Here is a 14869-nt window from a genome sequence, read left to right as displayed (position 1 = left end):
GCTTCATTAACAGAGGCATGATCGTGCCTCGTTATACTTGCATCGTGTCTGCCTGGGCAGGCAGTTTCCAATTTTTCAGCCACCACAAAGGGAGCGGCGGGTGAGTCTCACAGTCATTGCGCAGCGTATGGGTATCACGAGCTTTCAGCGCCTGGTGACTGGCCTTGTCTTGAGTACGTTGCTGGTCGGTTGTTCCAGTACACCGTCCGGTAATGTCCGGGTTGTCGATCGCAACAATGCCGCACCGCAACGTCCTACGGTAACGACCGGTCAGTATGTAGTCCGTCGCGGCGATACACTGTTTTCCATCGCTTTTCGCTACGGCTGGGACTACAAGTCCCTCGCGGCGCGGAACAATATTCCTGCGCCTTATACGATTCATCCAGGTCAGACGATTCGCTTCGATGGTCGCAGCGGTTCAACGCCTACCGCGGTCGTCACGCAGTCGGATTCGACCCCTTCATCTTCGAGCAAAACCACGGTCATTCGCCGGCCGGTCGGGGCTGCAACGCCGCCAGTACCGTCCGTCGCGAGCAAGCCGGCGCCTGCTCCGCTGCCGCCTGCAGGCCCCGCCCCGACTGGCTGGGGATGGCCTTCTAATGGCATTCTCATTGGAAAATTCTCTTCAAACGGTAGTTTGAATAAAGGAATTGATATCGCCGGGGATTTGGGACAGCCTGTTTTAGCCGCGTCTGATGGCACGGTTGTGTACGCCGGGAGTGGTTTGAGGGGCTACGGCGAACTCGTGATCATCAAACACAGCGATACCTACGTCAGTGCCTACGGTCACAACCGCAGGCTGTTGGTTCGGGAGGGGCAGCAGGTCAAGGTCGGACAGACAATTGCCGAAATGGGGTCAACGGGTACAGACCGGGTGAAACTGCACTTTGAGATTCGCCGACAAGGTAAACCGGTAGATCCACTGCAATTCCTGCCACGTCGTTGATTTGGTTGTCAGCCTGTTCCGTCACGTAGAGGGAACAGGCTCCAGCGTTGCCAAGGATAAAGGCGTCGCTTGAGCTTGAGGTCGAACTCACCAAAGGACTATAACAATGGCTCTCAGTAAAGAAGTGCCGGAGTTTGACATCGACGATGAGGTTCTCCTGATGGAGACCGGCATCGCTATGGATTCGATGTCGAATGATGAGGGAGCGTCTCCTCCTTCCGTTCGTGCCAAATCCAGACACTCCGCTTCACTTAAACAACATAAGTACATCGATTACACCCGGGCGCTGGACGCCACTCAGCTGTACCTCAACGAAATCGGTTTCTCGCCGCTGCTCTCCCCCGAGGAAGAAGTTCATTTTGCGCGCCTGTCGCAAAGCGGTGACCCGGCCGGTCGCAAACGCATGATTGAAAGCAACCTGCGCCTGGTGGTGAAAATCGCCCGACGCTACGTCAATCGTGGGCTTTCGCTGCTGGACCTGATCGAAGAGGGCAACCTGGGGCTGATTCGCGCCGTGGAGAAATTCGATCCCGAGCGAGGCTTCCGCTTCTCGACCTACGCCACCTGGTGGATCCGCCAGACCATCGAACGGGCGATCATGAATCAGACGCGCACCATCCGGTTGCCGATTCATGTGGTCAAGGAGCTTAACGTCTACCTGCGAGCCGCCCGTGAGCTGACCCAGAAGCTCGATCATGAACCTTCACCCGAAGAGATCGCCAACCTGCTGGAAAAACCGGTGGGCGAGGTCAAGCGCATGCTTGGGCTCAATGAGCGGGTTTCCTCGGTGGACGTCTCGTTGGGGCCGGACTCGGACAAGACCCTGCTGGACACCCTCACTGACGAGCGCCCTACGGACCCTTGTGAACTGCTTCAGGACGACGACTTGTCCCAGAGCATCGATCAATGGCTTTCGGAGCTGACGGACAAGCAGCGGGAGGTGGTAATCCGTCGCTTTGGCCTGCGTGGCCATGAAAGCAGCACCCTGGAAGACGTCGGCCTGGAGATTGGTTTGACCCGTGAGCGGGTGAGACAGATTCAGGTGGAGGGCCTCAAGCGTCTGCGCGAGATCCTGGAGAAGAATGGCCTGTCGAGCGAGTCGCTGTTCCAATAAGCAAGCCGGCAAATGCAGCAGGAAAAGCCCCGACCGGTTCGGGGCTTTGCCGTTTCTGGGGGGGCGGTTTTTCGGTCCTGCCAGGTTTGCGGCTTGGTTTGTAAGCTTTTGCCTAGTGTTGTGTAAGCGTTCGGTTCCTCGTGGCCGGGGACAGACGACACTCAAGGCCGTTTCTTTTAAGTATCCAATTGATTTAAAAGGCTATTTAAATAGATGAACGAAGTGTGACAGGTGCTGTCGGCCGCTTCGGATGAATTGCACTCGCTGGGGAAAACTCTAATATCAGTCCTGTGTCGACGGACAGACACACCTGTCACGGACGATGGGGAAGGAAGGACATCGCAGGATGCGATTCATCAGGATGATGAAAAGGATCAAAGGGATTAGGGAAAAAATGTGGGCGGGTCAAACCGCCCCTTTTTTTTGCCTGCGAATCGTGCCCACGCTTGCGCGGGTATGCCTCTACGGACACTCTGCGTTCGATCCGGCCACCGGAAAGCAAAAAGGCCCGCAAGGGGCCTTTTCGAAGAACGCGGATGATCAGCGTTCGAGGTCAGCGATCTTGCCTGGCTTGCCATCCCACTCTTCAGCGTCCGGCAGCGCATCTTTCTTCTCGGTGATGTTCGGCCAGATGTCCGCCAGCTCGGCGTTCAGCTCGATGAAGTTTTCCATGCCGGACGGCACTTCGTCTTCCGAGAAAATGGCGTTCGCCGGGCATTCCGGTTCACACAGGGCGCAGTCGATGCACTCGTCCGGGTGAATGACCAGGAAATTCGGCCCTTCGTAGAAGCAGTCCACCGGACAGACTTCTACGCAGTCGGTGTACTTGCACTTGATGCAGTTGTCGGTGACGACGAAGGTCATTTCTAATTCTCTCCTCAGGCGGCGGCAGCGGATCCCTCTTCACGGTGGGGTCGCCAGGCTTGGGAGCGGACCAGGCTAATAGTCCGCAGCATCCCAAACCGCGCGCGATTCTAACAGCTTGAACGCCCTTGCGTTAGATCCGTGTCTTCAATGCATAGAGTAAATCCAACGCACGACGTGGTGTCAGGTCGTCCAGGTCGACTTTGGCCAGTTCGTCGAGCACCGGATGGGGCAGGCTGGCGAACAGGTCGCTTTGCTGCGGTATGGCCGGTTTGCCTTTGCTCGGGCGTGGTGTTTCATGGGGCAGGCTGGAGGTTTCCAGGCGGCTCAGGTGCTCGCGGGCGCGGCTGATCACCTCGGCTGGCACACCCGCCAGTTGTGCCACCGCCAGGCCGTAGCTCTGGCTGGCCGGGCCGGGCAGCACATGGTGCAGGAACACGATGCGCTCGTTGTGCTCGGTGGCGTTGAGGTGGACGTTGGCCACCAGCGGCTGGCTTTCCGGCAGCACCGTCAGCTCGAAATAATGGGTGGCGAACAGCGTGTAGGCGCGCAGGTGCGCCAGGCGCTCGGCCGCCGCCCAGGCCAGCGACAGCCCGTCGAAGGTACTGGTGCCGCGCCCGACCTCGTCCATCAGCACCAGGCTACGTTCGGTGGCGTTGTGCAGGATGTTCGCGGTTTCGCTCATTTCCACCATGAACGTGGAACGCCCGCCGGCCAGGTCGTCACTGGAGCCGATCCGGGTGAATATCCGGTCGACCAGGGACAATTCGCAGCTGGCCGCTGGCACGAAGCTGCCGATGTGGGCCAGTAGCACGATCAGTGCGGTCTGGCGCATGTAGGTGGATTTACCGCCCATGTTCGGGCCGGTGATCACCAGCATGCGGGTGTTGTCGTCCAGACTCAGGTCGTTGGCCACGAACGGGGTGGTCAGTACCTGCTCGACCACCGGGTGGCGACCCTGGCTGATGCGCATGCACGGCTCGCTGACGAAGCGCGGACAGTTGAGGTCCAGATTCAGCGCGCGCTCGGCCAGGTTGCTCAGCACATCCAGTTCCGCCAGGGCGGCCGCGGTGTCCTGCAGGGGCGGCAGTTGGCTGATCAGGTCTTCGAGCAGCGCCTCGTAGAGCATCTTCTCCCGGGCCAGGGCGCGGCTCTTGGCCGACAGTGCCTTGTCTTCGAAAGCCTTCAGCTCGGGGGTGATGAAGCGTTCGGCGCCCTTGAGGGTCTGCCGACGAACGTAGTCGGCCGGTGCTTGCTCGGCCTGCTTGCTCGGCAATTCGATGAAGTAGCCGTGGATGCGGTTGTAGCCGACCTTGAGGTTGCTCAGGCCGGTGCGGGCTTTTTCCCGGGCTTCGAGGTCGATCAGGAACTGGCCGGCGTTTTCGCTTAGCGCTTGCAGCTCGTCGAGTTCGGCGTCGTAGCCGGTTTTCAGCACGCCACCGTCACGGATCACGGCGGGCGGGTTATCGATGATGGCTTTTTCCAGCAACGCGGCCAGGTCCGGGTACGTGCTGGTGATCCGTGCCAGTTGTTGCAGGTGCGGGGCTTCGAGGTCGGTCATCGCCACCTGGAGTTCCGGCAGCGCGCCGAGGGCATCGCGCAGGCGCGCCAGATCCCGTGGGCGGGCGTTGCGCAGGCCGATACGCGCCAGGATCCGCTCGATGTCACCGATTTCCTTGAGCTGCGGCTGCAACTGCTCGAAGCGATAACGATCCAGCAGGCAGGTAATGGAGGTTTGCCGCGCCAGCAACACGGTCAGGTCCCGCAGGGGACGGTTCAGCCAACGCGTCAGCAGCCGGCTACCCATGGCGGTCTGACAACGATCGACCACCGATTGCAGGGTGTTGTCGCGGCCGCCGGCCAGGTTGGTATCCAACTCCAGATTGCGCCGGCTTGCACCGTCCAGCACCACGGTGTCATCCAGGCGCTCGTGGCGCAGGCTGCGCAAGTGAGGCAGGGCAGTGCGTTGGGTTTCCTTGGCGTAGGCCAGCAGGCAACCGGCGGCGCCGATGGCCAGGGTCAGGTTTTCGCACCCGAAGCCCTTGAGGTCCTGGGTGGAGAACTGTTGGCAGAGACTTTTCAGCGCCGAGTCGCGCTCGAAATCCCACGGCGCACGACGCCGAACGCCACGGCGCTTTTCTGCCGGCAGGTCCTTGGGCCAGTCGTCCGGAATCAACAGCTCCACCGGGTTGACCCGCTCCAGCTCCGCCAGCAGGTTTTCCCAACCCTTGATCTCCAGCACCGAGAAATTGCCACTGGTGATGTCCAGCACTGCCAGGCCGAACAAACGCTCGTCCCCCAGCACGGCGGCGATCAGGTTGTCCCGTCGCTCATCCAGCAACGCCTCATCACTGACCGTACCCGGCGTGATGATGCGCACCACCTGCCTTTCCACCGGCCCCTTGCTGGTGGCCGGGTCACCGACCTGCTCGCAGATCACTACCGACTCACCAAGCTTGACCAGTTTCGCCAGGTAACCTTCCGCCGCATGGTAAGGAATCCCACACATCGGAATCGCCATGCCCGCCGATTGCCCACGCGCCGTCAGGGTAATGTCCAACAGCTTGGCGGCCTTCTTCGCATCCTCATAGAAGATCTCGTAGAAGTCGCCCATGCGATAGAACATCAGCTGATCGGGGTGCTGATTCTTCAGGCGCCAGTACTGCTGCATCATGGGCGTGTGGGAGGACAGATCGTTCACGGCGGTATTCATCGGTGTCAGGCAAACTCGTTGAAAGGTGTGGGGCAAAAGGAAGGGCATCGGCCCGGCTTTTCCGCGATGGGCGCAAGGTTAACATGGGGGGGCAGGTGCGACCCAGATGGAGTGGCTCCAATGGAGCTTTGAACGGTAGCCCTTGATTGCCGGCAATAAAAAAAACCGACATATGGCTGATGTCGGTCGGATAAGCCGCGGAGTAACCCTGTGGGAGCGAGCCTGCTCGCGATAGCGGTGTGTCAGGCTACGTACCTGCCGACTGTTGCGCCGCCATCGCGAGCAGGCTCGCTCCCACATGGGGTCATGCGTTGATGAATGCGTTACCTCGGTTCAACCACGTCCAACGCCCGGTTCGCCAGCAGCTGGCCCAGTTCGATCATTTGTTGGACCCCTAGCGCGATATGCCGCCGCGAGCCCTCCAGGTCGAACGCCAGGTCACTGACCATGGCATTGGCCGAGGCCAGGGTTTCGCTGAGGTTGGCGAGCAGGCATTCGGCGTCGACGTCAGGGGCGATGATGAAAAGGGTGTCGAGCGTGTCGGATGTGTCTTTGTCGGTTTTCGGCTTGAGGTAATAGTCCAAGGCTCGGGTGGCGGCTTCGTCGAGCTCCTTGGCTTTGGCTGATTGGGAGCGGGATGTGGAATTGTCTGTGGATGGGGGATTCGGAGTGTGCTTGATCATGCTTCTTGGATCCTCAAATTGAAGCCACCACCGATTCGCTACTAAACGAAGAGAGTGGCAGCTGTACGCAGGTTAGTAGACCGGGGATCCAAGAAACCGGCGCGCCCGAAGGCGCCCTGCGCACAGCCACCATTGAGTGCAGGAACAGAAATGCCTGACTGAATGGAGCAATGAACATCTTGGATATCGAGCTACTAAACCCGATCACTGATGGGCAGTGACGAGAACAAAAGTACCGATGGGATCCAAGGTGAACAAGCCGGCGGATTCTGGCGCAGTCGTAGGCAGAGGCGCAAGGCGATGTAGCCTGCTGGCGTACATTTGAAGGACCCGAATCGGGCCGTTTCCCAAGAAAGTGTAGGGAAAATCTCCAACACAACGGGCGCACCGGACCCTGTGGCGAGGGAGCAAGCTCCCTCGCCACAGGGTACAAAAATGATTGCTGCTATCCTCCATATGCACGATTTATGCAAATCAGCATTTGTATTCCGCAAAAAGAACAAGCATCATGCGCGTTATGCAAAAACGCAACGTTTCTACCGTATTAAGAGCATTGCTCGATCAGCACGGGATCTCCCCCACGGAGCTTCACCGTCGTACCGGCGTGCCTCAATCCACCCTCTCGCGGATTCTCAGCGGCAAGATTGTCGATCCTTCGGATAAACACATCTCGAAGATCGCCGAATACTTCGCCGTGAGCACCGACCAGTTGCGCGGGCGCGCCGATGTCTTGCCTGCTGGCAACGGCCGCCGCGACGAGCCGCATTCCGAACTCAAGGACATAAGCCTGTGGGACGACGACACCCCTGTCGAAGAAGACGAGGTGTCGGTCCCTTTTCTGCGTGAGGTTGAATTGGCTGCTGGATCAGGAAGATTCGTCATCGAGGAGAGCGAGCGCTCCAGCCTGCGTTTTGGCAAGCGCAGCCTGCGTCATAACGGCGTGCAGTTCGACCAGGCCAAATGCGTGACAGTACGCGGCAACAGCATGTTGCCGGTGCTGCGCGATGGCGCCACGGTGGGGGTGAATGCGGGTAAATGCGGGATCGGCGACATCGTCGACGGTGACCTCTATGCCATCAATCACAACGGCCAGTTGCGGGTGAAGCAGCTCTATCGCTTGCCTACCGGCATCCGCCTGCGCAGCTTCAACCGCGATGAACATCCGGACGAAGACTACAGCTTCCAGGACATGCAGGAAGAACAGATCGTTATCCTCGGTCATGTCTTCTGGTGGGGCATGTACGCCCGCTAACCCTTCCGCTGTCAGATAAAACCCGCCGATGTGCGGGTTTTTTTTCGCCCTCAAAAAGGGCGCCAACCCTTGTTCCTATTGGGTGCGAATGCGCTGATGCATTTGTTATGCATAAATAAATGCACTTACGCATTGACTGTATATGCATACATGCATATTCTGTGTCCAAGCCGCTCGACAAAGCCGGCTGGCAACACAGCTCTTTAGTTCCATCAACAGGCAGCGATGAACCGGCCTCAACGGTTCAGAGGGTTGGCAACTGGCCCGGGTGTGCAGCGTAAAGCACCAGAAGCAGTTATCCGGCGGGCAGAGACCGCGGCCGGACGAACAATTTGAATGGATCCGTACCGCGCCAGTCGCGCCGAAAGATCAAGCGCATTACTGAAAAGCCTGGGCGACCGGGCTTTTTGGAATGCCTGCGCCGCGAGGCGCTTCAAATCATCACCGCCGCCAATGGAGGGCTTTCAAATGCTGAAGGATTTCAGATGCGGTCGCTGCAAACGACTTCTGGCCCGCATGGGCGAGAACACCGAACTCCAGATCAAATGTGCCCGATGCGGGACGTTGAATCATGTGAAGGCCCTTGAGCCTCGAGTGAACGCCATGGAGCGAACAACGTGCGGAATAGGCCGCACGACCAGTACTCAATGACATCCGTCGAGGTAACTACAAATGAAACTATTCAACAAGCTTCTACTGACGATTGCATTCCTGTCGTCCTTCGTCTCGCTGAGTAGCCGCGCTGATACAGCCCTGTCCTGGAACCTAGCCAGGGACATGTATTTGATGACCGAACAGGCTCCAGCCGGTTCGCCGTGGTCGTTCATGCAGAACAAGACCGCGGTAAACGCTTCGGCCAACTACACGCTCTTACCTACGTTCCACGCTGAGGAATGTAACGGTAAGCCATCCACCTGCTGGCGGGACGACGTCACCGGCGCTTATGTCGCCATCCCCAAACAGACCTTCACTTTCACGGGTTCCGGTACGAGTTTCGTGTTCAAGCAGGGCGATGTAGCCACGCATCCAGGGGCAGCCAGCCAGAGCATCATCCGTTGGGCCAGCCCCGTTTCCGGCAACATCAATGTGCTCGGGCGTGTCAATGATCTGCACAACGCATGTGGGGATGGCATCGCCTGGTCGCTCAACCTGGGTGACACAGTGCTCCAGTCCGGGAGCCTGGCAAATGGCGGGAGTACCACCTTCCTGCTGAACGGTGTGGCGGTCACCCCGACATCTTCGCTCTACCTGGTCATCGACAAGAAATCCACCAACGCCTGCGACTCCACCAGCCTGGACATGCTCATTACCCGTTGAGGGTGACTGGGTCTTGCACCAATTGCTATTCAACCTGAATGGCTCAGGGCGGTATTTGCGTCCTGAGCTTTCAAATCCAATCCCCCAGGAGACGTGAATGACAAACGAGCAACAAGCGTTGCTGGACATGCCGATCTGGCTGGTCATCGTGCTCGCCCTGGTGGGCGGGGTGTCCGGCGAGATGTGGCGTGCCGATAAGGAGGGTGCCCGTGGCTGGCCTTTGTTGCGGCGCGTGGTCCTGCGCTCCGGCGCCTGTGTGGTCTGCGGCGTCTCGGCCACCATGCTGCTGTATGCCCTCGGCATGTCGATCTGGAGTGCTTGCGCCCTGGGTTGCCTGACCGCCATGGCCGGTGCCGATGTGGCCATCGGCCTCTACGAACGCTGGGTCGCCAAGCGGATTGGCGTTTGTGAAGTGCCACCGCCGGATTCTCGTCCCGACCAACAGTGAGCCGGTGCCGCCGATCCACAGGAAAGAGGCCATCCCAATGCCCACTCTCATCGAAAAACCCTCGCAGCTGTTTACCGCCATTGCCGAGACGCTGCGTACCACTTTTCCCGGCTTGAAGGTCGGGAGTCTCCAGGACTTTGACGACTCCGGCGATCAGCCTTGGGTACTGATCGCCATCGAACGCGATACGTCAGGCAACCGTGCCAACGATGGACGTATCGCCCATGTCCTGATGTTTTCCATGCAAGTCGTTTCGCCCGGCACGGGTTTGACGGCCTGCGATCTGGCCTGTGAGTTGAAACGCCTGATCGTCGACAACCGCTGGGAGCTGTCGGCTGAGCAATGCAGCCGGCCCGCGGATATCGAGGGCGTTGCCTCCGTGTTCAGCGGCGGAACCAGGCCGTACAGCGCCTGGACCGTTTCATTCACCCAGACTCTGTACCTCGGTCCGACGTTGCTGGATGACCCGCTGGGCATTCCGAAATTTGCCCGGACCTGGGAAGTGTCGAACATCGACGACCCGGACCAATACACCGCACTGGAGGGCTGAGCCATGTTCGATGCACTTCTACGTCTGCACCTGGGGCCGATCATCGAGCGCTTGGCCGGGATGGAAACCGAGCTCGAAGACTTGTACCGGCGCGCAGACAGTGTCTGTCGCATTGGGATCTGCCAGGAAGTCGATGCGGCCACCAACACCTGCAAGGTTGCCCATGGAGAGCTGCTGACCCCGGCGATCCGCTTTTTCAACCCGAGTGCCGGCGCCCAGAGCGAATCGCGGATTCCCTCCGTGGGCGAGCAATGCCTGCTGCTGAACCATGGCGGCGGTGATGGCGGCGGGCAGTCGGTGGCGTTGTTCGGCCTTAACGGCGGTCAGTTTCCCCCCGTCTCGACACAGGCAACGCTGACCCGTCGCCTTTACCCGGACGGTTCGGAAAGCGGCTACGACCACGCCAGTCATGTCCTGCACTGGAAAAACGATCCGGCGACATTCACCGGTTCCCGTGAATCCCTCGAATTGACCATCGGCCCGTCGCGACTGGCGATGACACCTGAGGCCATCGACCTGCAACTGGGTGCCGTCGGCATCCGGCTCGACGCTTCCGGTGTGCACCTGAGCGGCCCGTTGGTGGATCACCAGGGGCGTGTCATCAGTACCGCATAAAGAGTTTCCCCATGATTGGAATCGATAGAAACACCGGCGCCACGGTGGATGACTGGCCGCAGTTCGTCCAGCGCGCCACCCGGGCGCTGACCACCCCCTTGGGCACCCGCCAGAAACGCCCGTTATATGGCTGCGCACTCACCCAGTTGCTGGGGCAGAACCTCGGCGATGACCTGCTGATTCTTGCCCAGAGCCATGCAGCCCAAGCCTTCTACAACCCCCACAACGGCATCGGCGACTTCGAGCCGCAAGTCATCGTCGCCAGCCGCCAAGGCGCCGGATTGCTGCTGCGCTTCGCCGGCACCTGGAAAAACCGCAAACAGACTTTCGAGGTGGTGACATGAGCATGTTGATACCCGGCCAGAACCAATTGGCCGAACCGGCCATCGTCACTGTCGATGCTTTCGAGGATCTGCTCGCCGAGTTCAAGACCTTCGTGGTCGAGTACGTCGGTGCACGCTCCCCCGACAGCGCGGCGAGGCTTGCGGTCAGCCTGGAAAACGAAAGCGAGTTGCTGACTCTGGCCCTCGAGGCCTTCTGCGTGCGCTTGCAAACCCACGAACGCAAATACAACGCCCGGATCAAGCAGATGCTGGCGTGGTGGGCCACTGGCAGTAACCTCGATGCCCGCCTGGCCGACATGGGGCTCGAACGCCAGCTGCTCGACCCGGGCGATCCGGCGGCGTTCCCACCTATCGCCCCGGTCTACGAGAGCGACGATGACGCCCGGTTGCGTTATTACCTCGCGCCCCATGCTCCGGCGGCCGGCTCCCGCATGCAGTATCGTCGGGAAATTTTTACCCTTGGCGAACGCCCCGCAGTAAAGGTGGACAGCAGTGCGGCGGGGGTCGTGACGGTGACCTACACCTTCGACCCGGATGGGCTTGCCGCCCAGGTCAAAGATGGCAACGGACGCCGGACAGCGCCGGGTGAAGTCACGGTGACGGTGTTGTCTCGTGAGGGCGACGGCACGCCATCCGAGGCATTGCTCGAGGGTGTTCGCCAACATTTCGCCCGGCCCGATGTACGACCGGAAACGGACCAGGTCATCGTCCAGGCCGCGCAGATCAAACCCTACAAGATTCGCGTCGTGGCGAAGATCAATCCGGGCCCTGACTCGGGCTTGACCCAGGCGGCTGCGCAACGGCAATTGCAGGAATACGCCGAAGCATGCCATCGCCTGGAAGGCCGGGTGGACCCAAGCTGGATCGACTACACATTGCACAGCGCCGGTGCGGTTCGGCTCGAGATTCTCGAACCGTTGGCGCCGATCGTGACCACGGCGTTCCAGGCGCCGTATTGCACGGGTGTCGCGGTCGAGGTGGACACGTTATGAGTGACGACACCCCGACCCCAAGCCTGCTACCGGTGAGCAGCTCTGCGCTGGAAAGGGCGCTGGATATCGGTTTCGCCCGGCTGCTTGAACGTATCGATCCGCCGTTTCCCGAGCTGATGAACCCGGCTGCCACGCCCGCGGCATTCCTGCCGTATCTCGCAGCAGATCGCGGGGTCAACGAGTGGAGCACCACGGCCCCCGAGGCTGAAAAACGCCTGACCGTTGAACTCGCATGGCCCACTGCCCGGCAGGCCGGGACGCGCAAGGCGTTGGAAAACGCGGCCAAGGGGTTGCAACTGACGCCCGAAGTTCGCGCCTGGTATGAGCAAACGCCCGTTGGTTCGCCCTACAGCTTTTCCGTCAGGGCTTTTACCGAACAGCCTTACAGCGAAGAAATCGACGCCCGTCTCGACCGGCGTCTGGCCGATGCCAAAAGCGAACGAGACATCTTGAAGGTTTCAGTCGGTTTGAGCGCATCCGGCCGACACGTCATAGGTGCCACCACCTTGTGCGGCGAGCTGACCACGGTTTATCCAATTGTCATCGAAGGGCTTGAAGCCTCGGGACAGGCCTTCATGGTTGCCGGGCTCTACGCCGTCGAAACTTCCACCATTTATCCACAGGGGGCCTAATGGCTGACTATTACACCCTGCTCACCGATGCAGGCATCGCCTACGAAACCGCCTGCAAGGCAGCAGGCACACCCATCAAGCTGTCGCAGCTTTCCGTCGGTGACGGCGGCGGCTCGGTCTACAATCCGGCGGCAACCGCTACCGCGCTCAAGCGCGAAGTCTGGCGCGGGCCGCTCAATGCACTGTTCCAGGATGAGAAAAACCCGAGTTGGTTGCTGGCCGAAGTGACCATCCCGCCTGAAGTGGGCGGCTGGTATGTGCGTGAGGCCGGGATCTGGACCGATACCGGGGTTCTGTATGCGATTGTCAAATATCCGGAGTCGTTCAAGCCGGTGTTGGCGACGTCCGGTTCGGGGAAAGAGTTTTATATCCGGTCTATTTTTGAAACCAGTAATGCGGCGTTGGTGACGTTGCTGATTGACGATACGGTCGTCAAGGCGACGCGGGCGTGGGTGATGAGTTACCTCGCTGACGAGTTGGCGAAACTCGATGGCAAGCAATCGGTTCGGGTGGCCACCACGGGAAATATCGTTCTGAGTGGTGTGCAGCAAATCGACGGTATTGCTGTGGTGGCCGGTCAACGGGTGTTGGTGACGGCCCAAACGACTGCCAAGGAAAACGGTATTTATGTTGTGGCCGGTGGAGCGTGGACTCGCTCGGTTGATTCCAACACCAGCGCGAAGGTGACTCCAGGTCTGATGGTGATGGTCGAGGAGGGTATCGCGAACGGCGATTCGCTTTGGCACCTGGTTACTAATGGTCCGATTACGTTGGGCACCAGCGCGCTGAATTTTGAAATGCTCGCTGGTCGAACAGGCATTCTGGCAGGCACTTATAAAAGTCTGACAGTCGATAAATATGGCCGTGCAACTGGCGGATCCAACCCTGAAACGTTGGCAGGTTTCGGTATCAAGGACACCTACACGAAGCCAGAAATCGAGTCGATTATCTCCCAAGCCTCAGCGCTGCCGGTCGGTGTAGTGGTGGCATTTCCGGTCGACAAAGTGGCGCCCGGTTTCTTGGAATTGGATGGAAGCGTAAGGAGCGTCGCCGCTTACCCTGACTTAGCGTCATTTCTCGGCACTATCTTCAACAAGGGGGATGAAGGTGCCGGTAATTTCCGCTTACCTGAGTCGCGTGGCGAATTCCTTCGTGGCTGGGATCATGGGCGTGGCGTGGATGTGGGGCGTGCGCTGGGGAGCTTTCAAAAGGGATCGCTTGTTCCATTCGACCCCACTAGCGCAGCATCAGCAGTGGTTGGACTGCATTCGACAGGATCAGACGCGACTATTCGTTCGGACTTGGGCCTTGATGGGCTTGGAAACGCTGATTATCCCGGTGCTGATGTCGTCTATAACGCGGCTTCTGCCCTGCTGCCGGTATCCAGTGGCACTGGTGTCACTCGGCCGCGCAACTTGTCGGTTATATGGTGCATCAAGGCCTGGAACGCGCCGATTAACCAAGGAAATATCGACATAGCGGCGCTACAGATGCTGGCGGCGCAAGCTACTGAAACTAATCGGGGTACCGCGAAGATTGCAACACAGGCGCTTACCAACGCGGGTATCGATGACAGCACTATTGTGACGCCGAAAAAACTGCGCTGGGGCGTCTCATTCCTCGTCGGGCAGAACGGTTATCTGGCCCTCCCTTCTTGGCTTGGCGGTCTGATCATCCAATGGGCCACTACTCAAATAACCACAAACGGTACCAATGGTGGAATCGCCACAGTTACGCTGCCGATGGCTTTCCCAAATGCATCTTTCGGTGTTCTGGCAATCAGGCGCAATACGGTCTTCCTCAACGGCGGAGAAACCTATCAAGCGGTACCGTCTGGACTGGCTCAGGCCGTTATCAGTATTGACTCGGCATCCGGCAATGAAGGCTCCGGTACCCGTGACGTCTTCTATTTCGCATTGGGTAATTGACTATGAGTAAATTTTTCTTTTGCCCTGAAACACTAGGGCTTTACCCGGGTGCTCTTTATGGCAACGCCATGGGGAAAACGTGCATTGAATTGAGCGAAAGCGAATACCGTGCACTTGCTGGTCATGCTTTGGCAGTAGAGAGCGATGGGTGGCCTGTATTGGCCTCTGTCGTGCCGCTTACTCTGGAGCAATTGGAGGCCAGCGAGCGGGCTTGGCGTGATGGTGAGCTGAGCCGAACGGAATGGCTGGTCTCCCGCCATCGTGATGAGGTTGACATCGGACTACCTACTAGTTTGATTGCCGAGCAATATAGCGAGCTGCTGGCCTGGCGTCAGTTGCTGCGCGACTGGCCTGCCGCTGGGAAATTCCCGGTCATAGATTATCGGCCGGCGAAGCCCGAATGGATCAGCTAACAACCCCAATAAACGCCCCGCACCGACGGGGCGTTTTCTTTCCCGTCAAACCCTGAAA

At 59.3% G+C, this 14869-nt stretch carries 16 protein-coding genes; 13 read left to right on the top strand and 3 right to left on the bottom strand.

The genetic code is table 11. From position 1 onward, the window contains the following. Positions 1-100: 100 nt before the first annotated feature. A complete protein-coding gene (locus N005_RS15525; RefSeq protein WP_047701988.1) occupies positions 101-946 on the top strand; it encodes a peptidoglycan DD-metalloendopeptidase family protein in 846 nt (281 codons plus the stop codon). A gap of 106 nt (positions 947-1052) precedes the next feature. After that, a complete protein-coding gene (rpoS, locus tag N005_RS15520; protein WP_041022899.1) occupies positions 1053-2060 on the top strand; it encodes an RNA polymerase sigma factor RpoS in 1008 nt (335 codons plus the stop codon). Positions 2061-2600: 540 nt separating this feature from the next. On the opposite strand, the gene fdxA is transcribed toward rpoS, so the two are convergent. The 3 genes from fdxA to N005_RS15505 all read right to left on the bottom strand — a co-directional run bounded on the left by fdxA (position 2601) and on the right by N005_RS15505 (position 6320). Continuing rightward, entirely contained in the window at positions 2601-2924 is a 324-nt protein-coding gene (fdxA, locus tag N005_RS15515; RefSeq protein WP_024779043.1) for a ferredoxin FdxA, read from the bottom strand. A 133-nt stretch (positions 2925-3057) separates the two neighbouring features. Next, positions 3058-5625, bottom strand: a complete 2568-nt coding sequence (gene mutS / locus N005_RS15510) for a DNA mismatch repair protein MutS (RefSeq protein ID WP_162843619.1) — start codon at positions 5623-5625, stop codon at positions 3058-3060. Positions 5626-5960: 335 nt separating this feature from the next. After that, positions 5961-6320, bottom strand: a complete 360-nt coding sequence (locus N005_RS15505; protein WP_047701986.1) for a DUF6124 family protein — start codon at positions 6318-6320, stop codon at positions 5961-5963. A 517-nt stretch (positions 6321-6837) separates the two neighbouring features. Here N005_RS15505 and N005_RS15500 point away from each other — a divergent pair. From N005_RS15500 to N005_RS15455, 11 genes are all read left to right on the top strand, one after another. Next, positions 6838-7572, top strand: coding sequence for a LexA family transcriptional regulator (locus N005_RS15500; protein ID WP_047702233.1), 735 nt, complete (start codon positions 6838-6840; stop codon positions 7570-7572). Between the two features lie 468 nt (positions 7573-8040). Next, positions 8041-8223 (top strand): Com family DNA-binding transcriptional regulator, encoded by a 183-nt coding sequence (locus N005_RS28255; protein ID WP_081993274.1) that lies wholly within the window; start codon positions 8041-8043, stop codon positions 8221-8223. A 21-nt stretch (positions 8224-8244) separates the two neighbouring features. Beyond that, on the top strand, positions 8245-8889 hold the full coding sequence (locus N005_RS15495; RefSeq protein ID WP_047701985.1) for a hypothetical protein: 645 nt from the start codon (positions 8245-8247) through the stop codon (positions 8887-8889). Between the two features lie 97 nt (positions 8890-8986). Beyond that, positions 8987-9337 (top strand): phage holin family protein, encoded by a 351-nt coding sequence (locus N005_RS15490; RefSeq protein ID WP_047701984.1) that lies wholly within the window; start codon positions 8987-8989, stop codon positions 9335-9337. Positions 9338-9374: 37 nt separating this feature from the next. Further along, positions 9375-9887 carry a hypothetical protein gene (locus tag N005_RS15485; RefSeq protein ID WP_047701983.1) on the top strand — a complete coding sequence of 171 codons (513 nt, stop codon included), beginning with the start codon at positions 9375-9377 and terminating at the stop codon, positions 9885-9887. A 3-nt stretch (positions 9888-9890) separates the two neighbouring features. Further along, complete coding sequence (locus tag N005_RS15480) at positions 9891-10502, top strand: phage baseplate assembly protein V (RefSeq protein WP_047701982.1); 612 nt, start codon at positions 9891-9893, stop codon at positions 10500-10502. A gap of 11 nt (positions 10503-10513) precedes the next feature. Next, entirely contained in the window at positions 10514-10846 is a 333-nt protein-coding gene (locus tag N005_RS15475) for a phage baseplate protein (protein WP_024779051.1), read from the top strand. Continuing rightward, complete coding sequence (locus tag N005_RS15470) at positions 10843-11838, top strand: baseplate J/gp47 family protein (protein ID WP_047701981.1); 996 nt, start codon at positions 10843-10845, stop codon at positions 11836-11838. The genes N005_RS15475 and N005_RS15470 overlap by 4 nt, the downstream gene beginning before the upstream one ends. After that, positions 11835-12470: a phage tail protein I gene (locus N005_RS15465; RefSeq protein ID WP_047701980.1), complete on the top strand. Its 636-nt coding sequence runs from the start codon at positions 11835-11837 to the stop codon at positions 12468-12470. The genes N005_RS15470 and N005_RS15465 overlap by 4 nt, the downstream gene beginning before the upstream one ends. Continuing rightward, complete coding sequence (locus N005_RS15460) at positions 12470-14398, top strand: phage tail-collar fiber domain-containing protein (protein ID WP_047701979.1); 1929 nt, start codon at positions 12470-12472, stop codon at positions 14396-14398. Before N005_RS15465 ends, N005_RS15460 begins: the two co-directional genes overlap by 1 nt. Before the next feature lie 2 nt (positions 14399-14400). After that, on the top strand, positions 14401-14811 hold the full coding sequence (locus N005_RS15455) for a phage tail assembly chaperone (RefSeq protein ID WP_047701978.1): 411 nt from the start codon (positions 14401-14403) through the stop codon (positions 14809-14811). The last annotated feature ends 58 nt before the right edge of the window (positions 14812-14869 follow it).

The organism is Pseudomonas mediterranea CFBP 5447 (assembly GCF_000774145.1).
GTDB classification, from domain to species: domain Bacteria; phylum Pseudomonadota; class Gammaproteobacteria; order Pseudomonadales; family Pseudomonadaceae; genus Aquipseudomonas; species Aquipseudomonas mediterranea.
Note: the sequence above shows the minus strand (reverse complement) of the source record. Positions and strands in the feature narration are given on the sequence as shown.